Here is a 21,744-nt window from a genome sequence, read left to right on the forward strand (position 1 = left end):
CCAGGGAAGAGGACGAACGCCTCGTCAGACACTCGAACACGGAGTTCGTCCTCCACGGCCACCCTCTGCGCCGAGAGCTGGATGACATCCGACGTTCTCACCGCTGGGGCCGACCGCGTCTTCAGTTCGACCAGCACGACCAGACCGGTCGGCAGCCGATAGGCTCTGTCCACCCTCGCCACGATGGGCCAGCGGGACTTCGACCTGAACTGCGACTCCACGCAGAACAGTTCGGCGTCCCGCAGGCCGACCGGTCGGTCCCGCCGCTCCGCGACGCGTGCGCGGCGGTGCCGGACCAGGTGCCACGTGACCGCCAATGCAACAGCCAGGAGCAGCACCCACGACCACATCAGCTCGAACCTCATGGTCGACGCCTCGCCGACCATCGCCGCCAGCCATGCGCCACGAAACCCAGGGTGCCCCTGGTCATCCACAGCAACGGCGGGCAGCGCTGGAGCACTCTGCAAAGGCGCGGACCGGCGGCATAGTAGGCTGCCACCAGGCGTCGCCCCCACGGCCGTGGCCTCAGGACCGTGTCCCTGAAGTCACGCAGCGCATGGGTCTGCCATGCGTCTCCGAAGACCATCGTGGCGATGAAGCACCTCTCGCCCGGTCGTCGAGTCGACCCCTCGCCTGGCGCTGTGGCGCGCCGACCCTGCAGTTCGAAGCGCAGATGGGCAGCAATGCCCTTCCGGCGCGCCTCTTCCTGTGGAGTGCTTCGACGCGGGCCGTGCAGGGATTCGAGAACCACCAGGCGTTCGCACCGGCCCATCTGCGCCAGCTCGGAGGCCCCTACCGACCTACCCTGGCGGCACCTCGCACGACTCCTCATGGTCCATCCCGGCCGTCGATCGCGGGCTCGAAGAGTCCGTTCGTGACTTCCGCCCCGTCGCCGTCGAAACCGATCGCGCCGGACACATCGCTGGATGCCTGCCCAGGGAGCTTCAGGACGCCCTGCTGGACCAGCAGTCCCTCGTAGGCCAGCATGCGCAGTCTACCGACACGCTTCACGCCCTTGTGAAACCGTGCGAGCTCGTCATACAGACGAGGCAGTTCCGCCCTCTCCAACTGGAACACAAGCCGGATGCGCGGCGGCTCCGAGGTCTTGGTGAGGCCGGTCATGCGGCATCTCCTGCGGCGCGCTCGGCCGCGGTCGACCTGTCGCGATCGGCCGCCAGCACGGTTCGCGCGTAGGTCATCCCGGCCAACTGGAACCCCCTCACGTTGGCGAACACAGGCTCCTTGATCTCGAGGATCCGGTGGCGCGGAAACGCCGACTTCACGGCCTTCCGGAACAGGAAGGCGCCTCCGCCCACGAGGATGATGTTCTGCAGGCTGTGCGGCGATTCGATCCACTCCTTCATGCTCGACACGGCCTGCTCCGTCACGCTCTCGGCCAGCGGCAGCAGCCGCTTGAGGTCGTAGGGCTTCTGGAAAATCACCGGGGCCTTGCCGGTCCGCAGCGCCATGTCGATGGCGTCCAGATCGCGGAATGGCGTGCCGATGTCCTTGGTGATCTCGGCGGCGAGCAGCTTCAGCACGTCGGCGACACCCCGATTCACGGAGTGGCTCTGCTTCTGCACCAGTCGCATGCCCTGGGCGACGAGCCAGTCGAAGGTTCTCGCACCCGGATCGATGATCAGGCTGCGCTCCTTGGCGATCTCGCCCAGCTTGCCGTGGGCGTGCGCGTAGAAGGCCAGCGCGCCCTGAGGCTGGGCAACGGCCAGCGTGCGCACCACACTGATCTTCCTGCCGCCGCCGACATCGTGCTCGCCCGTCATGACCCGCTCCAGGGCTGCCTTCTTCACCGCGAACAGCGCCACCGGAAGCCCGACGACCAGCAGGTCGATCTGGCTCTGCCGCATCGAGCGCAGCGCACCGCGCAGCAGCGCCATGTACTCCGGCGACTCGATGTAGTCGTCGTGCAGCTGCGTCGCCCTGAAGGTGTCGGCCGCGAGCCTGACCTCCGGACCGACTTCATAGAAGAGCGACCCGACCGGGATGAACATCGTCTTGGCCCCATCGCCGCCGGGCCAGAGTGGTTGTCCGTTGCTGGACGGGTAGGCCAGCGACGGGAAGCTTGCGCAGCGGATCTCGCTGTCTGCCGTGCCGGTGACGAACTTGGTGTTGCCGGAACCGACATCCACCGCCCTCACGATCAGGTTCATGGTGTTCTCCGAGTGAACGAAAGAGTGCTCAGGATCGACAGACCGACCCTGTTCCTCCACGCGGATACCTGCCTCTGCAGGCACGATTTCGACGTCGGATCCGTCCCGGTGTCACTGCGCTGGCACTGCAGAAGCACTGCACTGCCCCTCGGATGACACCGAACGGACGAGGAGGCCGCGTGGTGTCACCACGGTCACATTGCAAAGTCACTCGTCAACCCCGTCCATCGGCGCGCACGCCGGCGCCTCACACCGCCAAGCGAGGCCGATGCCGGCCCAGTCGGGGTACCTGAGGCGGCAGCCTTGCCTGTCAACCCCGCGCCGTTGCTGGCGATCCGGGCCATTGCGACGCTAGATGGGCCCTGCCGCCGAATCTCGCGCCGTCAACTGCCTGCCCCAAGGGCCGCCCGATCAGGGGTCTTGCGGCAGGCGCTGCGCATGCGGCCTTGACCGTGGATGGGGTCACGGTTTCCACTGTGGGCTCCCGAGGGCTCCTGGCCCGCTCCGTCCTCTCGAAGAAGACGAGCATCGCAGGCGTCGCAGTCGTTACCTGCCTCGTGCCTTCAACCGAAGTTCCCGTCCCGAACGGGTGGCGCGACCGGCCTCGACCTCCAGAAGGATCGACGCCGCGAGCGTGCCGAGTCATCCACCACCGCAGTGATCTGCCCGGTCCTTGCCAGCCGCATCCCCGCGATGACGGCTGGGCGCTCCAGAAGCGCACCGGCGCAGCAGAACCCCGTGGCGGCACCTGATGCCGCGCACCGTTCCCGCCAGCCCTTGAGCACGCGCGCATGACGCGCATCGCGCGGCGTGATGGCCTCCATGAGGCTCCCCGCACGACCCTCGCTCATCAACTCGACACCGCCCTGGACTCTCGGTCAGGGGTGGACCCATGCGAGCGGCCGGCGCTGCACACCAGGCCTGATCCACCGAATGACCCAGGGCTCGACCCTGGCGTCGATGTCGCACCCAGCCCCGAGCGGGGTGGACATCACCCTTGTCGTCGCGTCGCAGAAATGCGCAGACGGCCTGGATCAACGTGTTCCATTTTTAAGTCTGACCGAGCTGACCAGGCCCCTCGCCGAAGACCATGAGGCGCCCGGACAGCAAAGCCATGGGTGGGTGTGGCGCTGCAGAGATCGACCGCCGCACCGACGTTGCACACGATCTCCATCGCCGTGGGCTTGCAAGGAATCGGCCCCGGGGATGTCCAGATGGATTCCTCCAATTCCGGTCCCCCGGACCATTCATCCACCGGCGTGCTGTTCGGGCAGTCCGCCACCTTGCAGAAAGCCCACCATGTCCCGTATCCGCCGTGCAGAACCCTCGCGCCGCCGCCGGCAGGCACCGCTCTCCCTCAACGACCGCCGCAACGACCCGCGCGATGGCTCCGCCCTGCCCTCCTCATCCACCCGCCCTTCCAGGAACTCCTCGATGACCTCGGCCAGCCCAGGCCGCGTGCACGGCCAGGACTCGCCACGCCGCCAGAACTGGGCCGGCAAGTCGCCCGAGCAGGTGCTGGCCATGTACCCGCCAGGCAGGACGCCCGTGAACCGGGTGGTGGACGTGCTGATCGAGCTGTTCAACCCGCTGCACACCGCGCTGGAGAAGACCGTGTCGCACAAGACGCGCTACGAGCGCGCGCACTTCCTGCGGCGCTTCTTCCGCGAGCTGCACACCGACGCCGGCTTCAAGCTGGCGCCCGATCCCCGCAACCTGGGCCAGCGGCATGTCCAGGCTATGGTGAAGGTCTGGCAGCGCCGCAAGCTCTCGCCGGGGACGATCCAGACCTACCTGAGCTTTCTGCGTGGCCTGGCGATGTGGCTCAACAAGCCGGGCTTCATCCGCAGGCCCGAGCACTACGGCCTGACGCCTGACGAGTACGAGCGCCACGAGAACGCCCAGCGAGACAAGAGCTGGAGCGGCAACGGCATCGACGTAGAGGCCTTGCTGGTCCAGGTCTCTGCCTACGATGCCCGCATCGGCGCGTCGATGCGCCTGATGGTGAAGGTCGGCCTGCGGCGCAAGGAGTCGGTGATGTGCCGCCCCTACGCCCACGTGCATCCGTTCGAGGAGACAGGCCTGCCCGACGAGCAACGGGAGGCGGATCGGTATCTGTGGACGAAGGGCAAGGGAGGCCGTGCGCGCTGGCTGCCGCTGGCCACCAAGGAGCAGCAGTCGGCCATCGCGCATGCCCGCAGCGTGGTCAGCGGCCATGACGCACACATGGGGGCGCCGGATCGGGACCTGAAGTCCAACCTCCGTCGCCTGGACTATGCGCTGCGCAAGTTCGGCCTCACGAAGCGCGAGAGCGGCACCACCGGGCACGGGGCGCGGCACGACCACCTTCAAGGCCAGTATCAGGACACGACGGGCACGCCCGCGCCGGTGCGTGGCGGTGGGCCTGTCGATCAGGACATCGACCGCCAGGCGCGGCTGCGTGTGGCCCGCATCGCGGGCCATGCCCGCCTGCGCTCGGCCGGCGCCTACATCGGTGCGATCCGGCGCTCGCCTGCAGGGGGCCGCGACCCGGCCCAGGGCGAGACCGGCAAGCCCGGGCCGGGGCGCCTCGGGGACGACGGTGACACGCCTGTCCCGGTCGCATGAGCCGGCCGGGCCCGGGCCGGCCCTGCGTTCAGGCGCAGGCGGGCGCCTCGGTCCGTACTGGATCGTTGGCGTCGACCTCCTCGCCACCCGTCGCCGGGGCATCGGCGTGCGGCTGCACGCGCAGACAGTCGGGCAACCAGCCACGCCCGGCGAGCAGTTGTTCGGCCTGCGCCACGGCGGCATCCTTCTTCAGCGCCGCGAGCGGACCAGCAACCTTGGCGCCGGCCACCGCATGCACCACCTCGACCACCCTGGCCTTGGACACGTGCTGAAGGTAGGCCTCCCCCGTCGCCGACCACCATCGCGTCATGTCCAGGCCGAGGGCGCGGGCCAGACCGTCATTGATCGGTCGGCCGGCGTCGGTGCCGGTGATGCCGTTCACGGTGGACGCGACCAGGAAGGTCAGCAGCCGCTGCACGGTCTGCAGCGGCTGCCGCAGCATCCAGTCGAACACCGCGTGGGGTTCCTTGGGCAGGTGCTCGATCCAGGCGATGCGGTCGGCTTCGATGCGCTGGGCCGCCGGGCTCGCCTCGATGTCCTCGGCCGCGCCACGCAGCTCGTGCTGGTTGCCGGTCGCGCTGATCGCCAGCAGGTTCGGCAGTCGGTAGGCGCCATGGAGCGGGTCGGCCAGCAGCTTCAGCGCCAGGTGGGTCGTCAGTGCCGCCATCGCGACCTCGGGGCGGTCCAGCAGTTCGGCCTGGATCGCGGCGACGCGGTGGGCCGTAAGGCGGCGCATGAGCTTCTCGGAGTGCACGGGCCGTGCTGAGGCGCCGGCTGCCGATGGAAGCGACTGCAGGGCCGGGAGCCCCGAGCCGGGCGCAGGATCCGCGTCGCCTTCCGAGCCGCCTCCACCGGCCGACTTCTGTTCGGCAGCCTTGGTGATGGCCTGCGCCAGATCGGCCCGATCCTCGGGACGGATGAGCCCTGCCTTGATCGCGGCACGGCCGTCCGCGCCCACATGCAGCACGCACCCGGCGAGCGCCATCCAGGCCACGGGCCATTCGGTCAGCGCTTCCAGTCTCGCCTTGCGCTCTTCCTCCAGCCCATCGGCCTCGGACTCCAGGGCGAGGAAGGCACGGTCGCGCGACGCGTCGTCCTCGTCGGCGGCGTCGTTCGCCTCGCTGGCGTCGCTGACGTCCTCGCCGGCATCGCCATCGCCGTCACGGTCCACCAGCGCGTCCATCTGCTCGTGCAGGGCAGCGATGCGCGTGTCCACCGCCTTCAGCGCCTCGGCTTCCTCGGGCGTCGGTGCGCGGCGGGGCTTGCGCAGTTCGCCGTGCTTGACATACTCGTCGTAGGCGAAGCGCGGACGGATGTCGACCCACTTCCAGCCTTCAGACAGCAGTTGCTTCGCGCGCTTGCCCAGCTTGTCGGCGGCGAGGCGCTCCAGCAGGGCCGGGTCCAGCAGGTAGGCCTTGCGGTCGTCGTCGCTGAACAGGTCGCGGCGCAGTGGTCCGCCGGCCTTCTCGTAGGCCTTGACGGTGACGAACCGGGCCAGCGGGTCGGCGTCCGATTCGATCTCGCCCCGGGCCAGCAACTGCCGCAGATGCTCCGGGCGCTGGTTCCAGCTCGGCAGACCAGCCCATGCCTGCTCCTGGCGCTGGTGATTGTCGACCGAGGCCAGCACCATGAGACAGTCCAGGCCGATGCCGCCTTCGCGGTACAGGGCCATCAGCTGGGGCGAGACGGTGGCGAGCTTCATGCGCCGCTTGACGATGAGCGGCGTCACGCCGAAGGCTGCGGCCACGTCCTCGACGGACTTGCCCTGCGCGAGCAGCCTGGCGAAGGCGGCGAACTCGTCGGCCGGGTGCATCGGCACGTGGAAGCAGTTCTCGGCAAGGCTCGCGATGAGCGCCTTGTCGGCCGGCACGACGAGCACCGGCACGGGGTAGTTGTCGGCGATGTCGCCCTGCTGCACGAGCAGCGTGAGCGCGGCGAGCCGCCGTCCGCCGGCGCAGACCCCGTAGCGCCCGCGCGCCGCCTGGACCACGACGAGGTTCTGCAGCACGCCGCTGTCCTTGATCGACGCGGCCAGTTCCGGCAGCGACATCACGGGCGCCGTGGCACTGCGGGCCTGGTGGTCCTCGGACAGCACCAGCTTGTTGAAGGGAACGAAGGTGCGAGGGGACGCCTCGATGATGGCGTCGACCTCGGCTTTGGAGAATTTCATGAGGGACTCCTGATCGGTTGCATGGCAGGCCGGCGGCCCACCATGCAGTCAGGATCCCATTGAGCCCGTGCACTTCAAGGGTGGCGAGGAGCGCTCGTAGGTGGTCCGGTCAGGACGCCTGACTGGGCGGTGGCAGGCCTACGATGGCCCGCCCGACTTCAGGGCTGCCAAGCGCTCAACCACCTCGCGCTTGCCAACCCCGCGCAAGGCAGCGATGGCCGCGAGGTTCTTGCCTCTGGGGCGTGCCTTGCCCTGCTCCCAGGCATAAACGCTCTGCCCGGATGCGCCGACCAGCAACCCGAAATCCGCAGCCGACAAGCCAAGGCGCTTGCGATTGCTGGCCATACCGGAGGCGCGGAACCGGAAATGGTCGGCGCCGTCCGCTTCCTTGACCGCAGGCGGCGATGGCGGCGGAGCGGGGGCGGCGCGCGCGGACTGCCGCACGGACCGCTCCAGTTCGCTGACTCTGCGCTTCAACGCGGCGCTTTCCGCGCGCGCAGCGGCGAGCGCCTTCCTGATCGAATCGACCTCGCTGCGCAACTCCTTGCGAGCCAGACGAACGATCTCGGCCTTGAGCACTGATGCAATGTTCGGCATTCACCGATTGTGCCAAGGGCTCGAGGAAGGTCGGGAAACAGTGCTGTGTCGGTGGAAGCCGTCAGGAGCCGTGTCGCACGCCAAAGAGCGACCGCTTTCCGGCATTCAGCTCGGCATCGTGAGCGTCCCTGGACTGACCCAATGCGGTCCTAGGGAAGGTCTGCAAAACCCCTGGCCGATCCGCGTAGCGTGATGGCGCGGGTTGAGTGACGATAGCGGTCATGAAGCAACTCGGACTTGGCCTGAACCTGTCGATCAAGAGGACGCGCAAGCGCGAGTTCCTCGACGAGATGGAGCGCGTGGTGCCGTGGGCGGCGCTGGTGGGGGTGGTGGAGCCCTACTACCCGAAGGCCAAGACGGGTCGCCCGCCCTTCGGCATCGAGACGATGCTGCGCATCCATTACCTGCAGCAATGGTTCGCGCTGTCGGACCCGGCGGTGGAAGAGGCGCTCCACGACATGCCGGTGTTCCGCGAGTTCGCCAGGCTCGGCGACGGTGTGGCGCGCCTGCCCGACGAGACCACGATCCTGCGCTTTCGCCACCTGCTGGAGAAGCACGACTTGGCCACCGACATGCTGCGGGTGGTCAACGACATCTTGCAGGCCAAGGGCCTGATGATGAAGAAGGGCACGGTGGTGGACGCCACGCTGATCGCCGCGCCCAGCTCGACCAAGAACGCCGATGGTGAACGCGATCCGCAGATGAAGCAGGCCAAGAAGGGCAACCAGTGGTACTTCGGCATGAAGGCCCACATCGGCGTGGACGCGCACTCCGGGCTCGTGCACAGCGTGGTGGGCACGGCTGCCAGCGTCAACGATGTGACCCAAGCCGGGGCACTGCTTCACGGTGAGGAAGAAGCGGCCTTCGGTGACGCCGGCTACCAGGGCGTGCACAAGCGACCCGAGGCCGCCGGCCCGGTCTGGCACGTGGCCATGCGCCCAGGTCTGCGACGCAAGCTCAACCCGTTCCTCGAGCCGGAGTTCATCGCCGAGCAGATCGAGCGCGCCAAGGCCAGCGTAAGGGCCAAGGTCGAGCACCCGTTCCGCGTGCTCAAGCGGCAGTTCGGCTACACCAAGGTGCGCTACCGCGGGCTCGCGAAGAACACGGCGCAGATCGTCACGCTGTTCGCGCTGAGCAACCTGTGGATGGCGCGACGGCGGTTGATGGGACCTGCGGGATGAGTGCGCCCACGGTGGCTGCGTGGGCCGTTCGGCGCGCACTGAGCGCCTCGCAAGGCCTTGAAAGCAGCGCCGAACGCGGGCGCGGCGGGCTCCATGGCACGGCCACAGCTTCAGGTCACCTCAAACGGCACTTCGCAGCGCGTTGTGCAGACCTTCCCTAGACTTCGCGTGACTCAAAGTCATGAAGCAGACCATCGGCATGTGAATTGACGAGCGGGCGGTGTCGTTTGGCCGATCCGGCACCTGCTCGCCCGCGGGCGAATCGCCGGACACCGCCCTATCCAAAGATGGATAGGCGTCAACGCGGCAAGTGTCTACGATGAGCTATGCGCTGCGTTTGGTGTGCCGCCTGCGGCAAATCCGGCCCGGCTGGTGTGCCCTGTTTTCGTGAGGATGCGATGGACGTAGTCCTTGACCGTGCCCACGCTCAGTCCGAGTTGATGTGCGATGACCTTGTTGGGCAAGCCGCGCGCAAGACTTCGCGCCACTTCGTTTTCGCGCGGTGTCAGCGCAGCCCAACTCCGAATCGGCGCGGCCTCGGCCTGCAGGCGCACGACGACCAGCGGCGCAGCCAAGCGATGGACATGCGTGTAGTCAACTGTCACCGCCGCCGCGCCGGGCAGGCGCTTTGAGAGCTGGGCCAATGACACGAAGTCCACACCGGCCTGCGGCCGGCCGAAGCGCAACAGTGCCGATGACAGCACGTCGAGAAAGTCACTTGGAAGTGCCTCTGTCACAGACAAGTCTTGTTCCACTACAAACCCGCGTTCGAAACCATGACTCAAGACATTTTGCCTCCACCCGTAGCTCAGTTCTTCCGGGCCATGCAGGCCGGTGCCACCTCCGAGGCCGAGATGATGGCGCTGTTCGCCGAGCACGCGCAATACAGCGAGCCCTTCTCCGGCCAAATGCTCGACCATGTAGGTCGCGACGCGATACGGCAGACCTTCCTGCAGGGTTGGCGCCACCCACTGCCCGACATGCGGCTTGAGGTCGAACGCTTCGATGTCAGTCCGTCGGGCGTACGCGTGGATTGGACCTGCCACTCACCGGCGCTACCTGGCGGGAAAGGCCAGGGAACCAATGTCTTCACTTTGGATGCCGGGCTGATCGTGCGCTTGGTGACCACGTTTCGCTAGGTGTCGCCGTGGCTGACAAGTCGATCGATGATTACTTGGCGACCTTAGGCGTCGAACAGCGCGCGATCGCACAGGCCTTGCGGGCGCTGGTACGGACGGCAGCCCCCGGGGCCCGCGAGGTCATCAAATGGTCACAGCCGGTCTTCGAGATCGATGGGCCGATGTGTTGGATCAAAGCTCACAAGGGGCATGTCACGCTGGGTTTCTGGCGCGGCATGCAACTGCCCAGTGCCCAGGGCCTGATCGAGGGCACCGGCGAGAAGATGGGACACATCAAGCTGCGCACGCAGGCCGACCTGAAGCCGGCCGAGCTGCAAAAGCTGGTGCGCGAGGCAATGCAACTCAACCGCGAACGCGGCGACCCGACTCGAAATCCGTAAGTTGCCGCCGTTAGCCTTCATACTGCGGACCCTGGCTTGGGGCCGCAAATGGCCGGATCCGGGTTCTTGTGAAGGGGCGCTGTGTAGACACCCATCGCCACGTCGCTGACCCACTCGAGCAGCACAACTGCAGTGGTCGCCGGGATCCTGCGACCACTGGTCCCGCATCGACGTTCCAGTCTGCCGTCGCCACCTCGCGCGTTTCATTCGGGATGGGTGTCGCCGGTCCCTTGCGAATCAGCGGCGGCGACAACCGACCCGACACAGCCCGCATCCAGCAGGCGTTCCCACTCGGCCAGGGTCAGATCGAGCTCGCGGCCACCCAGGCGCACGCGGAACACCAGCGATCGCCGCTCGACGTGGTGAACGCCAGCAGGAATGCGCAGCGGTACCCCAGCCGCCGTGGTGGCTTCGCAGTCAGTGAAGGCATAGCGCTCGACGGTCATGGACAGGGCGGAATCAGTCTGCAGGAGATGTTGATCCGCCCACTATACGAACCGACAGCCGGCCCGAAGGCCCTGCAACCGGGCGGCACCGCATTCCAGGCCATCGGCGTGGAGGGCTCGGATTCAACTGCCCGCCCAAGCGCTGGCCGAACCGGTCGCTTGGGCGGGCATTGCCACGAAGAGACCTCGGACCTGTTGCAGACCGAGGGACCCCGTCCCATACTGACCCGGCTTCCTGCGGACATCGCGTCTGCTCAGCCTTCATGGTGGCTACTGTCGCCCTGAAGTCCAGCCCAGCTGGCGTCGCAGTCGTTACCTGCCTTGTGTCCCGTCCGGCACCTCGGCGTGCCGGGCCGATTCAGATCCATCCGGATCCGAAACCAGGAGCCGGCCATGACCCTGTGTCGTGGCCCCTCCTCGCATGCGCCGATCACGACCTCTGCGTCGTGACGCGCCCTGCGCTCACCAGCCCGGCCTGATCTCGATCAGAAGCCTGGCCTGACGCACGCATCTGCCCTGGCCCCGTCCTCTCGGACGCGGACCTCTGCAGCTCGCGCACGCACCGGTGCGCGACGAAGCGCCTTGCCTTCCCGGCAAGGCATCCCAGACGGGGAACCCCAGTTCCCCGCCAGGGATGGGCGTTCCCCTTCACCCCTGAAGGAGAACCCCCATGAGTCCCGTTCCGTGGAACCGCACCCTTCCACCAGTGAAGGCGCCGGTGTGTGCACTGCTGGGTGGTACCGGGCTTGCCCGTGTGCCCGCCCGGCGGCCTGTCACCCTTCCGGCGCTGCTCCGGCCCCGGCCCTGCACGCCCCACGCGTCCATGCGCATGGCGTACGAGGCCGCGGACCCTCTGGCGCTCGAGCGCTGCACGACGGTGTGCTGACCATGACGGTCGACACCTACCGCAGGCGCATCGCCTCGACGGCCATCGTGCTGGCCCGGGAGGATCCCCTCCTGGTCAAGGAAGTCATCGCCCGGCTCCGCGCCTCGGGCGAGATCGCGGCCGACGACCTGGTCTACCTGGACCGGATCGCCGACCGCTGGATCGGCATTGCCGAGGGCCTACGCCGAGGCGCCGCTCGCGTGCTCACGACCTGAAGGTCGCGGGCATCGAGTTGCCCGCCGCGGCGCCGCCGTCGGCTCGACCTCGTGCCGATCGAGTCCTCGGGTCTCGGGGATGGTGAACCGACCGCCAGCGATGGCATCGGGACGCCATCACCAGACACCCCGTTTCCCTCGGTTTTCGGCCGTCCTCGCCATCCACCCTCCGGGAGTCACCGTCTCCCGTCGGGGTCGGGGTTCCCTCGCCTTCTTGGAGAACCCCATGAGTCATGCTTTCCCAGACAGATCCTTCCAGAGCCCGTCACCGCGCCGCAGCACCATCGACATCGAGGAGCAGCGCGCCTGGGTCGGCTTCTACAGACGCGTCGGCCGTGACGTCGCCCTCGCCGCCGAAGTGATGGCGCAGCTCGACGGCGACGCCGAGATGAAGCGTCGCCACCTGGCGCTGTACCTGTCCTGCAGGCAGTCGCTGCGCGTCCACAAGGCGCGCCAGGCCCGCGACAAGCGCATCGGGCAGTGGCTGCGCCTGCTGGTCCAGTGGACGCTGCAGCGACCCGCAGCCTTCGTCGGCGGCGTCACGCAGAAGGCGTACCACCGCACTGCGGACGTCCTCGACGAGGCCATTGCCGCTGCACCGCCAGCCTCGCCGGCAACATCGAAGCGGGGCGCGCGCCCAGCCGCGGCCCGTGACGCCGACAGCAGGCCCGAACCGGCCGCCGCGCAGGTTCGTCAGCTGCTGGGCGATGCCGAGTTCGCCGACGCGCACGCCCGCTTCCAGCACCAGGCCGGCATGTCCCCGGCGTCGCCGGTCAGTGGCTCCGAAGGCGGCTCCGAGCGTGCCCCGGAACCTCGCGGCGACGGCCCCGCACCCGCCGTCCAGATCAGCCGGCGCTGATCCGAAGACCGAGCCCCGGCTCAGCCCCATCGGCTGCACCGGGTTCGATCGCTGAATTGCCTTGGCCATGGACTGACGTCCAGCGGCCTGGCGCGGCCGGCACCCCATCCAACCGCCCGCGGGCCCGTCCCGCCAGGGCCGGTGTCCGCCCTCCCAACTTCGAGAGTTCCCCATGCGAGACATCACCCTGAATCCCGAGCAACGCCTGTATGTGATCGCCACCGAAGCGGGCGTGACCTGCTTCGGCTTCGACAACGCCCGCGACCATGCCCGGCAGATCGCGCAGCGCCTCGATCGTCCCGACCTGATGCCGACCGCCGACGACGCGGCCAGCCTCACCGGCTACGAGAAGTACCTCGCTGCGGTGCGTGCCTGGGGCGAGTCCGCCCAGGGCCACGGCACCTACTTCGATCCCGGTACGGACCCTCGCCTGGCGAGGGTGCTGGAAACCTGCCGCCGGGACGGCCGCAAGGTGCGGCTGGTGCTGGGCGACACCGGCACCGGCGCGAGCTGGCTCGACGAGTTCGACGTGGTCGGCACGGTCGGCCGCTCGACCGGCCTGCTGAAGGTGCCGCTGCTCGTCGAGCCGGGCGAGGCGGCCGGCACGGCCATCCTCTGTGCGCACGTGCTGGCACTGATGGACTGGGACACCGGCCTGTCCCTGTACCGCCACCCGCGCTGGCAGCCACCGGAACTGCGCATCCGCGCCAGTGATGACGATGACCGTCCCTGGGCCGTGGTGCTGCACGAGCAGCCAGTGGCGACCTTCGACGACATCGGCAAGGCCGGTGCGTACCTCGCGTTCATGCGCGGGGCAAGCGTCGAGCCGCGCGTGTTCCGCTGAGCTGTCCGGTCGAACGTTCGAGTCCCTTCAGACGGCGCGATCCAGATCCACGCCAGGCCGTCACCCAGCACGCCCCCGGTCCAGCACCGGGGGCGTTCCTGTTTCCGAGACTGCGAACGGGGCGGCGGGCGCTCAGCGACCGGTCAGGGACTGCACCTCACGCTCGATCAGCCAGTGCAGGAACCGGGTGTCATCGGAGTGGCCCCAGTAGTGGGCCTTGCAGCGGCGGACGTAGGCCTGCAGGTCCGCGACGCTTCGGATGGACCCCGGCTCGATGGCGGTGATGCGGGCCAGCCGCGCCCGTTCGGGTCGGGTAAGTCGAAGCTGGTTTTCGGTGCGCAGCATGTCGGGTCGGCCTTGTCGGGAAGCCGCGCATCTTCGCGTGCCTGCGCAGGTCTGTGCACATCCGCTGCTGCCCGCGACGAAGAAATTTCTGCAGTGACAGCCGAGTGCCTCTGCGGTGTCACTTTTGCGTTCTGCCCGCCAAGACATCCGGGCAGGCCGTGGCCCAGCCACAACGGCGCGGCCAGGCGCAGTGCGGTCATGCGAACCGTGCCACCTCCTCGCGCACCGATGCCCGACCAAGGCACGGACCCTGGCGCCCTTTGCGCGGGCAAGCGCGGCAAAGGCTCTGTCGCTGGCACCACCCCGGTTGAATCCACGGCGCCGATGGCGCAGACTTGCCGGGCTCACACCCACTCCCGACAGGAGTGTTTCCGATGCCGACCGAACCGGCGGCAGCGGCGTCGCAGTCGTTACCTGCCTCGGATGATCATCTGAGCCACCGTGCCGGCCACGTTCCGTCGTGTGTCTGCACATCCTTCCCTTGCGGGGACACCAGTCCCCACCGGGAACGGCGTTCCCGTCTTCCTTTTCGCCACGAGAGGAGAACGCCATGAACTTCCACCATTTCCAGGGTCTTCAAGATCTGCCGGACCTGCCCGATGCCGCCCATGCGTCTCGGGAGGCCCTGGTGGCAGAGATGCTGGGCCTGCAGGCCCACCCATTGCCAGGCCCGACGCCGGCTGCGCTGCGCGTCAGCGACCGGGAGACGCCCCACGAGGACCCGGCCACGCAGCAGCTCCTGACGCGCCGACTCGGTGTCGCCCGGGAGCTGCTGATGCGCGAGCTGCGTGACCGGATGGCGCAGGGGCCCGTGATGTCGTCGCCCCAGGTCCTTCGGGACTGGCTGCGACTGCGCTGCGCAGGCCTGCAGCACGAGGTCTTCCTCGCGCTCTACCTGGATGCCAACCACCGGCTGATCGCCCACGAGGAGGTGTTCCGCGGCACGCTCACCCAGACGTCGGTATACCCGCGGGAACTGGTCAAGAGCGCCCTGGCCCGCAACGCCGCCGCGATCGCGGTGGCCCACAACCACCCGAGCGGCCAGGCCGAGCCGAGCCGCGCGGACGAGTTCCTGACGCAGACGCTGAAGTCGGCGCTGGCGCTGGTGGACATCCGCCTGATCGACCACTTCGTCGTCGCCGGCGACCAGTGCGTCAGCTTCGCGGAGCGCGGACTGCTCTGACGCCATGTGCGGCAGTCACGCCCTGCACGACCCTGTCGCGAGAAGGGCGCCGCCGAGGCGGCGCCCTTCCCGCCGATCCCACCCCAACCAAGGATGCCCATGTCGGAGAGAAGACCCCCGACCTGCCCCTGCTGTGCCGGCCACGGTGCGCCCCTGGGCGCGCTCGGTCGCCTGCACTGGTTCCGCTGCCGCGACTGCGGCATGACGTTCGCCCGCGCGGGACGATCGAAGCGCACGCCCCGTGCGCCCTCGACCGTGACGCGGGCGACCGAATCCCCCACATCTCCCAGTTCATCCCGAGGAGGAAGCCACGATGCATACCCTGCCCGCCACCGGCCTGCGACAGCAGGCCGAGATGCTGGCCAGCCTGTCCCTGAAGCATCTGAGTTCGGCGACGCGCAACAAGCTCGCCGATGACGACCTGTCCGTGAACGCCTACCCGACCGACTGCGGCGGGTTCGTCTATGTCGGGGCGCCGAAGTACCGCGTGCCGTCGGAGCCCGACCTGGCCATGCTGTTCGAGGTGGCCGAGTCCGCCGGCGTGGCCTGGCTGATGTTCGACCGCGAGGCGGCAGTCATCGAGGGGCTGCCCGTGTTCGACAGCGCGGAGCCCGGACCATGAGCCAGCACCTCGCGACGGCGACGCTCGACGGACACCCCGTCGAGATCGTGGCCGGCTTCGATCGACGCCTGGGGGACTACTTTCTCCCGGTCATCGACGAGCGCAACGACATGCTCTACACCAGCCTGCAGGAGCCCCTGCTGGACTGGACGGACATCGGGACCCTGCGCGCCAAGGTCGCCGAACTCGGCCTTCGGCTGCCTGCGCAGTTGGTCGACGAGGTCGAGGGCGATGGCCGTCGACGCGCGGGCAACCGCATCGTCCGCCACCTGGCAGACGGGCCGCCAGTCACGCTGCTGGCGGGCTGACGCTGCCCGCTGATCGACCTCGGCGCCGCGCGCCCATCCCGGCGGGGATGGGGCCGGCGCCCTTTCTCTTTCTGCCACACCGGGTCACGACTGCACCGCTCGTTCACGTTGACGCTGCCGAAGGCGCTTCACGTACGGCGCATCGACCGCCTCGTCCGGACCCAGGCCCAGAGCGCAGCTCAGCAAGCTGGCGACGCAGCGATCACTGAGTTCAAAGGAATGCGGCAGGAACCCGAAGTTCCGACTGCTCTGCTCGTCGATAGCGACGAAGAACGCCCTGAACGTGTCCGCCAGGCTCGCACGCGGCCCTTCGGTCCCGGCCGCCGTGAGCGGATCGTGCGGAAGGGGAGCCGCTCGCGCCGCATCATCGGCAATGGCCTGAGCCACAGCGCTCAACGGCGGCCAGTACTTGAGATCGAACTGACCTGTCAGGGTTTCGAGCCTCGCCTTCACCCACTGTTCGTAGCTGTAGTTCCGTGCGGCAGCAGCGTGAATCGCATCCACCGGGTGGTAGAGCGTTTCACAAGAGAACCCGGAATGGTTCTTCAACTCGGTGCGCTCGTCCAGCAACTCGGCCAGGTGCGCCGCAACCCTTTCGATCTCCTGGTTGACCTCGACCAGCCTGGCCCTTCCTCTGCGAGCCTCCTGATTCGACTCAGGACTCCAGAACGCCGCCGTGCTCTGCACCAGATCGAAGAAGACCTTCAGGGCCGGCGGATGCTGGACGAGCTTGCCGTGGATCTCGGCATAGGCGTCCTCCAGCTCGAGGCCTCGTTCAAGCAGTCGGTCGATCACCCTGACTTCACTGGGCAGGATCGACTTCTCAGTCTTGTCGGCACGATCGGCCTTCAACAGCTGCTCGCAGGCGTGCCGGGCTTGCTTGGGCGTGGTCGGATGCGTCGTCATCGTGAATCCTCTTTCGATGTGCGAAAGAGTACTCGTGGCGCCGCGAGCCGTCGGTACCTGAATCCGTGAGTCGCGCTGGCGCTTCAGGTACCCGGCCGTGTTCACCAGAGATGCCGCAACCGCGCCATTCCGCCCACGTGCGCTGCTCTACTCGACCGACGAGGTTGAGTGCAACGCCGCCATCGCGTCCAGATCGATCACCGCATCCGCCATCGCCGTCAGCTCCGGCGTCTGCGACACGAAGAATTCCCGCGCGTAGCCACCCAGTTCCAGCACCCGCCGCTTCATCGCCATGAACATGCGCTTGCGCTCCGGGTCCAGCGGTCCGTCGGTCTCGTCGGAGAACAGGGTGTCGTAGCGCCGGCCGGTGTTCTGCGCCAGGTACAGCGCGACGGCCCTCACCAGGCACTCGTTGATCCACTATGCCGAGACCCCGGATATGCCGAGTTCGCGATCCGGCCGACGTCCCCGCCCCTGCAACTGCGCCGCAGGTACCTGCGAAGCGATGCGGCATAGCACGTCGGGATCCGGGACGCTGAGCCCCGACGCGCGCGGTGGCAAGAGCCTTAGCCTGATGAGCGGCGGTGAGCGAACCTTCATCGACGCCTGCCTGACGCGCGCGATCGCCCTGTACTTGGCCCAGAACACCGGACGGCGATTCGACACGCTGTTCTCCGACGAGGCCGATGGGCCGCTGGACCCAGAACACAAGCGCATGTTCATGGCCATGAAGCGCGAAGTCCTTCGGCTCGGCGGCTACCGGCAGGAGTTCTTCATCACCCAGACCCCGCACCTCGCAACGATGGCCGATGCAGTCATCGACCTTGACGCCATGCAGGCCGAGCCGCGAGCGGGCATCGATGCTTCCGATCGGTGACACGACCTACTCGGGTTCAGGGGTGGAACCTCACTGCCATATGTTCGACTCCACCGGGGACGGTTTCTCCGGAAGGAGACCCTCATGGAAGAGTTGTTTGTGCGCCCGCGCGCACTGATGCGGATGCGCGAGGGCCCGCTGGGCGTGTGCATCGATTCCTTCATCGATTCATTGGCAGCAAAGGGCTATAGCCGCGACTCACGACGCCGCGCCGCATGGTTGGTTGGAGACTTCAGCCGGTGGTTGGACGGACGCGGCGTAGCCGCCGCGGCAGTAGCCGAAGAGTCGGTCGATACCTTCTTGCGAGGCCGCAGGCGCCGTCGCGCCCCAAGGGCCGAAGACCGTTCGACGCTGCTGAGGCTGCTCGCGCATCTGGCGGCACAGGGCATCATCTGCACACCCTCAGCTGAGCGCACTCCAACTGCGGTTGAGCAGATCGAGGCCGAGTATGTCGACTACATGCGCCACGAGCGCAATCTGGCGCCTGCAACCATCCGCTCCAACCGGATCACGGCCAGAAATCTGTTGACCTTCCTCTTCGCCAACGGGCCTTTGACGTTCGACAGCGTGGGGGCGCCGGACGTCATGGCGCACATCAGGCTGGCGACGAAGACCTGCCGTCCGAACTCTGCATGCAGAGTCGTCGGTGGAGTTCGGGCGTTCCTACGGTTCGCGCTTTACCGCGGCTGGCTCGACACCGATATGTCTTCGCACATACCGGCGCCTGCTGTTTGGTCGCAATCATCGATCCCCCGCTCGCTCCAGGACGATCAGGTTCTGCGCACCCTCGCCCAATGTGATCGGGCTAAGCTGAGTGGGTGTCGTGACTACGCGGTCATCGTCCTACTTGCGCGGCTCGGGCTGCGGGCTGGCGAGGTGGTAGCACTACAACTGGAGGACATCGACTGGCACGCCGGCGAGTTGCTGGTTCGCAATGGACAAACCCGAGTCGATCGCCTCCCGCTTCCATACGAGGTGGGCCAAGCGCTGGCGCAATACTTGAGCGAGGCCCGGCCACGCTGTTCCTCCCGGCAGGTCTTCCTTCGAGCACAGGCACCGATCGAGGGCTTCTCCAGTGGTACCGCTGTTGCAGCGATCGTCCGCCGCGCGCTTCAGCGCGCCGGCATCGATGTGCCGAGCAAGGGAGCGCATGTGCTCCGTCACACCTTGGCCACACGACTGCTGCGCGAGGGGTCGTCGCTGCCCGAGATCGGCGAAGTGCTGCGTCACCGCCAGCAGCAGACAACGACGATCTATGCGAAGGTGGATCTTCGCTCCCTGCGGGCCGTCGCTCCTTCTTGGCCGGGAGGTGCGCAATGACGCCGCTGAGACAGGCTGCCTCCGACTACCTTGCACTCCGGCGAGCGCTCGGGTTCAAGCTTCGGGCGAACGAAGATGCGCTGATCGAGTTCACGGACTTTCTCGACCGGCGCGGCGTCACGACCATCACGGCGGCCGCCGCCGTAGAGTGGGCCCTGAGCAAACCATCCACGCGCCCTGGCTTCGCCGCCGATCGGCTGCGTCGGATTCGCGGCTTCACGCTCCACCACCGGTTGCTCGACCCTGCCACGGAGGTCACCCCCGCCAACCTCCTTCCTTCACATCGGCATCGGCGACAACCGTACCTGTACTCGGACGATGAGCTTGCTCGCTTGATGGCTTGCGCGTTGACGCTGCCTCCTACAGATGGCCTGCGAGGGGCGACCTACCACTGCCTCTTGGGGCTGCTCAGCGTCACCGGGATGCGGCTCGGTGAGGCGATCCGTCTCGAGGTCGGCGATGTCGATCTCGACCAAGGCTTGCTGACCATTCGGCAGACGAAGTTCGGCAAGTCTCGGCTGGCTCCGATTGCTGACTCGACCAGGTCAGCACTCGCGGAATACCGCGCGCACCGCGATCGCTTCGCCAAGCGGCTGGCGCCTCCGCAGTTCTTCATCTCGGGTCGGAGGACGGCGCTTGACCCGGGACACATCCATCGGACCTTCTATCAGTTGCTCGACCAAGCGGAGGTGCGCGCCTCCGCGGGTGCTCCACGCCCTCGGTTGCATGACCTGCGCCACCGCTTTGCCATCCAAACGTTGCTGCGCTGGTACAGATCCGGCCAGGATGTAGAGCGCCACCTGCCGACCTTGTCAACCTTTCTGGGTCACGTGCGCATTGAGTACACCTACTGGTACCTCAGCGCGTGTCCCGAGTTGATGGGCCACGCGCTCGCCCGGTTCGAGCGTCACTGGGAGAAGCTGTCATGACGGCCGCGACTGGCAATCTCCCTGTGCTGCTGGAGGGGTTCTTCACCCGAAGACTCATGCAGCAGCGGCAGGCAAGCGCCCATACGATCGCGTCCTATCGTGACACCTTCCGGCTCTTCCTCCGGTTCGCCCAGAAGCGCCTCAAGGTTGCCCCGAGCGCGCTGGTGTTGGAGCAACTCGACGCGCCGCTGATCGCGGCGTTCCTTGCCGACCTTGAGCACGAACGCGGCGTGACTGCCAGAAGCCGGAACCTGCGGCAGAGCGCCATTCGGTCGTTCTTTCAGTACGCCGCCTTTGAATCGCCTGGTCATGCAGGCCTGATCCAGCGGGTCCTGGCGATTCCCAGCAAGCGGTGCACTCGCAAGCAGGTCTGCCATCTGACACGTGAAGAGGTCGAAGCCTTGCTTGCCGCACCCGATCGGACCACATGGGCGGGGCGGCGCGACCATGCCCTGTTGTTGCTTGCGGTTCAGACCGGGCTGCGTCTGTCCGAGATCACCGGTCTACGAGCCGCCGATGTCAGGCTCGGCACGGGCGCCCACGTCCACGTGCTCGGGAAAGGGCGCAAGGAGCGCTGCACGCCGCTGGCCAAACAGACACAGGCAGCGTTGCGGTCATGGATGAGCAGCGACTTGGGACCTGAGCCCGTCATTCTGTTCCCGAGTGCCAGAGGCAACCGCCTCAGTGCCGACGGCGTCCAGTACCTTGTGGCCAAGCACGTTGCCACAGCTGGCCGGACCTGCGCATCCTTGACGTGCAAGCGCGTGACGCCACATGTGTTGCGGCACACCACGGCGATGGAGCTCCTTCAGGCTGGAGTAGATCGGTCGGTGATCGCGATGTGGCTTGGCCACGAATCGCTGGAGACCACTCAGATTTACCTCGATGCCGATCTGACGTTGAAGGAGCGTGTGCTGGACACGGTTGCGCCTCCCAGTGTGCAGGCCAGGCGCTATCGGCCGGAGGACAAGTTGATGGCGTTCCTCAGTGCGCTCTGAACCGGTCGCACTCCGTCATCGGCTTGCCAGTGTTGCATGCCGCCGCCGTGTGCGTACCGGCGGCGGCCATGCGGGCAGGCCTCGGCTAACCGTCCATGAGGGCTCCAGAACAACCATCTGGGACCGCAGGGCCTCGGCATTGGCGATGACCACGAAGGGAGTTGGCGGAACCCGCGCGAAGGACTGCTGTGCTCAGATCGCGCTCGTTCGTGCCGTCGCCCTGACTGTTCCAGATCGACCCAATCCAGTCTGTCGAGGAGTTGAGAAGCAGTCGCTGCCGACGGCGGCGACCGATGAAGATGCCCTGCGTTTCGGTGCCAGTCAGCGTCTTGCGGCCCTCGCGGACGAGCCTTTATCGGTGGGGATGCACCACAGATTCCACCCACCTGAAGTCTCACTTGGCACCCCCGCTGGCCTTCGACACATACAGCGACAGAGCCTCAATCTCTGCATCGGTGAGCTTGTCCTTGTACGAAGGCATCTGGCCCAGCCCGTTGCGCAGCGCCTTCGCCACGCGCGCAGCGTCGGGCTTCAACTCGTCCAGCACCGGGCCGACGGCGCCCTCGGCGCCCGCGGCCTGCAAGGTGTGGCAAACGGCGCACGACGGGACGACGCCTTGCAGGAACAGCTTCTTCCCTAGCGCGAGTTGCGCGCTGTCGTCGGCCGCCAGCGCGGGTAGAACGGGCAGCGCCAGGCCGGCGACGAGCACCGACGCGACCCTCATTGCATGCAACATGAAGCGCTGCTGGATGGTGCTGCGCATG

23 protein-coding genes and 2 pseudogenes are annotated in these 21,744 nt (G+C 67.4%); 14 read left to right on the forward strand and 11 right to left on the reverse strand.

The genetic code is table 11. The features are described from left to right. Positions 1-361 precede the first annotated feature (361 nt). The 3 genes from MW290_RS33210 to MW290_RS01520 are packed head-to-tail and all read right to left on the reverse strand — an operon-like array spanning position 362 to position 2,168. Positions 362-832, reverse strand: coding sequence for a CFI-box extended C-terminal domain-containing protein (locus MW290_RS33210; protein WP_375142780.1), 471 nt, complete (start codon positions 830-832; stop codon positions 362-364). Continuing rightward, the gene (locus MW290_RS01515) at positions 829-1,122 is read right to left on the reverse strand and encodes a hypothetical protein (protein WP_250195598.1); all 294 of its coding nucleotides are present in this window, start codon (positions 1,120-1,122) and stop codon (positions 829-831) included. Before MW290_RS01515 ends, MW290_RS33210 begins: the two co-directional genes overlap by 4 nt. Next, the gene (locus MW290_RS01520) at positions 1,119-2,168 is read right to left on the reverse strand and encodes a PRTRC system protein D (protein ID WP_250195599.1); all 1,050 of its coding nucleotides are present in this window, start codon (positions 2,166-2,168) and stop codon (positions 1,119-1,121) included. Before MW290_RS01520 ends, MW290_RS01515 begins: the two co-directional genes overlap by 4 nt. Before the next feature lie 1,299 nt (positions 2,169-3,467). On the opposite strand from MW290_RS01520, the gene MW290_RS01525 reads away from it, so the two are divergent. Continuing rightward, positions 3,468-4,775, forward strand: coding sequence for a phage integrase N-terminal domain-containing protein (locus MW290_RS01525; protein ID WP_250195600.1), 1,308 nt, complete (start codon positions 3,468-3,470; stop codon positions 4,773-4,775). Between the two features lie 28 nt (positions 4,776-4,803). Here the strand turns inward: MW290_RS01525 and MW290_RS01530 are convergent, their stop codons facing one another. Together MW290_RS01530 and MW290_RS01535 are read right to left on the reverse strand one after the other, a co-directional pair. Beyond that, positions 4,804-6,945, reverse strand: coding sequence for a ParB/RepB/Spo0J family partition protein (locus MW290_RS01530; RefSeq protein ID WP_250195601.1), 2,142 nt, complete (start codon positions 6,943-6,945; stop codon positions 4,804-4,806). 138 nt (positions 6,946-7,083) lie between these two features. Further along, a complete protein-coding gene (locus MW290_RS01535; RefSeq protein ID WP_250195602.1) occupies positions 7,084-7,542 on the reverse strand; it encodes a helix-turn-helix domain-containing protein in 459 nt (152 codons plus the stop codon). Between the two features lie 221 nt (positions 7,543-7,763). Here MW290_RS01535 and MW290_RS01540 point away from each other — a divergent pair, with 221 nt between their 5' ends. Beyond that, the gene (locus MW290_RS01540) at positions 7,764-8,723 is read left to right on the forward strand and encodes an IS5 family transposase (RefSeq protein WP_250195603.1); all 960 of its coding nucleotides are present in this window, start codon (positions 7,764-7,766) and stop codon (positions 8,721-8,723) included. A 314-nt stretch (positions 8,724-9,037) separates the two neighbouring features. Here the strand turns inward: MW290_RS01540 and MW290_RS01545 are convergent, their stop codons facing one another. Next, positions 9,038-9,460 (reverse strand): helix-turn-helix transcriptional regulator, encoded by a 423-nt coding sequence (locus MW290_RS01545; protein WP_250196696.1) that lies wholly within the window; start codon positions 9,458-9,460, stop codon positions 9,038-9,040. A gap of 9 nt (positions 9,461-9,469) precedes the next feature. On the opposite strand from MW290_RS01545, the gene MW290_RS01550 reads away from it, so the two are divergent. Together MW290_RS01550 and MW290_RS01555 are read left to right on the forward strand one after the other, a co-directional pair. Beyond that, on the forward strand, positions 9,470-9,862 hold the full coding sequence (locus MW290_RS01550; protein ID WP_250195604.1) for a nuclear transport factor 2 family protein: 393 nt from the start codon (positions 9,470-9,472) through the stop codon (positions 9,860-9,862). A gap of 8 nt (positions 9,863-9,870) precedes the next feature. Then, complete coding sequence (locus tag MW290_RS01555; RefSeq protein ID WP_250195605.1) at positions 9,871-10,242, forward strand: DUF1801 domain-containing protein; 372 nt, start codon at positions 9,871-9,873, stop codon at positions 10,240-10,242. A gap of 203 nt (positions 10,243-10,445) precedes the next feature. On the opposite strand, the gene MW290_RS01560 is transcribed toward MW290_RS01555, so the two are convergent. Next, a complete protein-coding gene (locus MW290_RS01560; RefSeq protein WP_250195606.1) occupies positions 10,446-10,688 on the reverse strand; it encodes a hypothetical protein in 243 nt (80 codons plus the stop codon). A gap of 888 nt (positions 10,689-11,576) precedes the next feature. On the opposite strand from MW290_RS01560, the gene MW290_RS01565 reads away from it, so the two are divergent. The 3 genes from MW290_RS01565 (at position 11,577) to MW290_RS01575 (ending at position 13,492) form a co-directional block, all read left to right on the forward strand. Next, positions 11,577-11,789 (forward strand): hypothetical protein, encoded by a 213-nt coding sequence (locus MW290_RS01565; protein WP_054018420.1) that lies wholly within the window; start codon positions 11,577-11,579, stop codon positions 11,787-11,789. A gap of 226 nt (positions 11,790-12,015) precedes the next feature. Continuing rightward, positions 12,016-12,648 carry a hypothetical protein gene (locus MW290_RS01570; RefSeq protein ID WP_250195607.1) on the forward strand — a complete coding sequence of 211 codons (633 nt, stop codon included), beginning with the start codon at positions 12,016-12,018 and terminating at the stop codon, positions 12,646-12,648. Positions 12,649-12,820: 172 nt separating this feature from the next. Next, entirely contained in the window at positions 12,821-13,492 is a 672-nt protein-coding gene (locus MW290_RS01575; protein ID WP_250195608.1) for a hypothetical protein, read from the forward strand. Positions 13,493-13,624: 132 nt separating this feature from the next. On the opposite strand, the gene MW290_RS01580 is transcribed toward MW290_RS01575, so the two are convergent. Continuing rightward, positions 13,625-13,837 (reverse strand): hypothetical protein, encoded by a 213-nt coding sequence (locus tag MW290_RS01580; protein ID WP_250195609.1) that lies wholly within the window; start codon positions 13,835-13,837, stop codon positions 13,625-13,627. Between the two features lie 637 nt (positions 13,838-14,474). Here MW290_RS01580 and radC point away from each other — a divergent pair. The 3 genes from radC (at position 14,475) to MW290_RS01595 (ending at position 15,950) form a co-directional block, all read left to right on the forward strand. Then, on the forward strand, positions 14,475-15,020 hold the full coding sequence (gene radC / locus MW290_RS01585) for a RadC family protein (protein ID WP_375140991.1): 546 nt from the start codon (positions 14,475-14,477) through the stop codon (positions 15,018-15,020). A gap of 313 nt (positions 15,021-15,333) precedes the next feature. Beyond that, positions 15,334-15,642: a DUF5983 family protein gene (locus MW290_RS01590; RefSeq protein ID WP_250195611.1), complete on the forward strand. Its 309-nt coding sequence runs from the start codon at positions 15,334-15,336 to the stop codon at positions 15,640-15,642. Further along, the gene (locus tag MW290_RS01595) at positions 15,639-15,950 is read left to right on the forward strand and encodes a hypothetical protein (protein WP_250195612.1); all 312 of its coding nucleotides are present in this window, start codon (positions 15,639-15,641) and stop codon (positions 15,948-15,950) included. The genes MW290_RS01590 and MW290_RS01595 overlap by 4 nt, the downstream gene beginning before the upstream one ends. Positions 15,951-16,034: 84 nt before the next feature. Here MW290_RS01595 and MW290_RS01600 read toward each other — a convergent pair whose 3' ends face one another. Both MW290_RS01600 and MW290_RS01605 read right to left on the reverse strand, forming a co-directional pair. Further along, positions 16,035-16,856 (reverse strand): hypothetical protein, encoded by an 822-nt coding sequence (locus MW290_RS01600; protein ID WP_250195613.1) that lies wholly within the window; start codon positions 16,854-16,856, stop codon positions 16,035-16,037. Positions 16,857-17,003: 147 nt separating this feature from the next. After that, a pseudogene (locus tag MW290_RS01605) lies at positions 17,004-17,276 on the reverse strand (SMC family ATPase); the annotation flags it as partial. A 124-nt stretch (positions 17,277-17,400) separates the two neighbouring features. Between MW290_RS01605 and MW290_RS01610 the strand changes: the two are divergent. The 4 genes and pseudogenes from MW290_RS01610 to MW290_RS01625 form a co-directional block, all read left to right on the forward strand. After that, a pseudogene (locus MW290_RS01610) lies at positions 17,401-17,733 on the forward strand (P-loop NTPase family protein); the annotation flags it as partial. An 84-nt stretch (positions 17,734-17,817) separates the two neighbouring features. After that, on the forward strand, positions 17,818-19,053 hold the full coding sequence (locus tag MW290_RS01615) for a site-specific integrase (protein WP_133611080.1): 1,236 nt from the start codon (positions 17,818-17,820) through the stop codon (positions 19,051-19,053). Further along, complete coding sequence (locus MW290_RS01620; RefSeq protein WP_133611081.1) at positions 19,050-19,982, forward strand: tyrosine-type recombinase/integrase; 933 nt, start codon at positions 19,050-19,052, stop codon at positions 19,980-19,982. The genes MW290_RS01615 and MW290_RS01620 overlap by 4 nt, the downstream gene beginning before the upstream one ends. Next, positions 19,979-20,980: a site-specific integrase gene (locus tag MW290_RS01625; RefSeq protein WP_220787806.1), complete on the forward strand. Its 1,002-nt coding sequence runs from the start codon at positions 19,979-19,981 to the stop codon at positions 20,978-20,980. The genes MW290_RS01620 and MW290_RS01625 overlap by 4 nt, the downstream gene beginning before the upstream one ends. A gap of 394 nt (positions 20,981-21,374) precedes the next feature. On the opposite strand, the gene sorU is transcribed toward MW290_RS01625, so the two are convergent. Next, positions 21,375-21,743: a SorU family sulfite dehydrogenase c-type cytochrome subunit gene (sorU, locus tag MW290_RS01630; protein ID WP_220787805.1), complete on the reverse strand. Its 369-nt coding sequence runs from the start codon at positions 21,741-21,743 to the stop codon at positions 21,375-21,377. Between the last annotated feature and the right edge of the window lies 1 nt (position 21,744).

It is taken from the genome of Aquincola tertiaricarbonis (genome assembly GCF_023573145.1).
GTDB lineage: Bacteria > Pseudomonadota > Gammaproteobacteria > Burkholderiales > Burkholderiaceae_C > Aquincola > Aquincola tertiaricarbonis_B.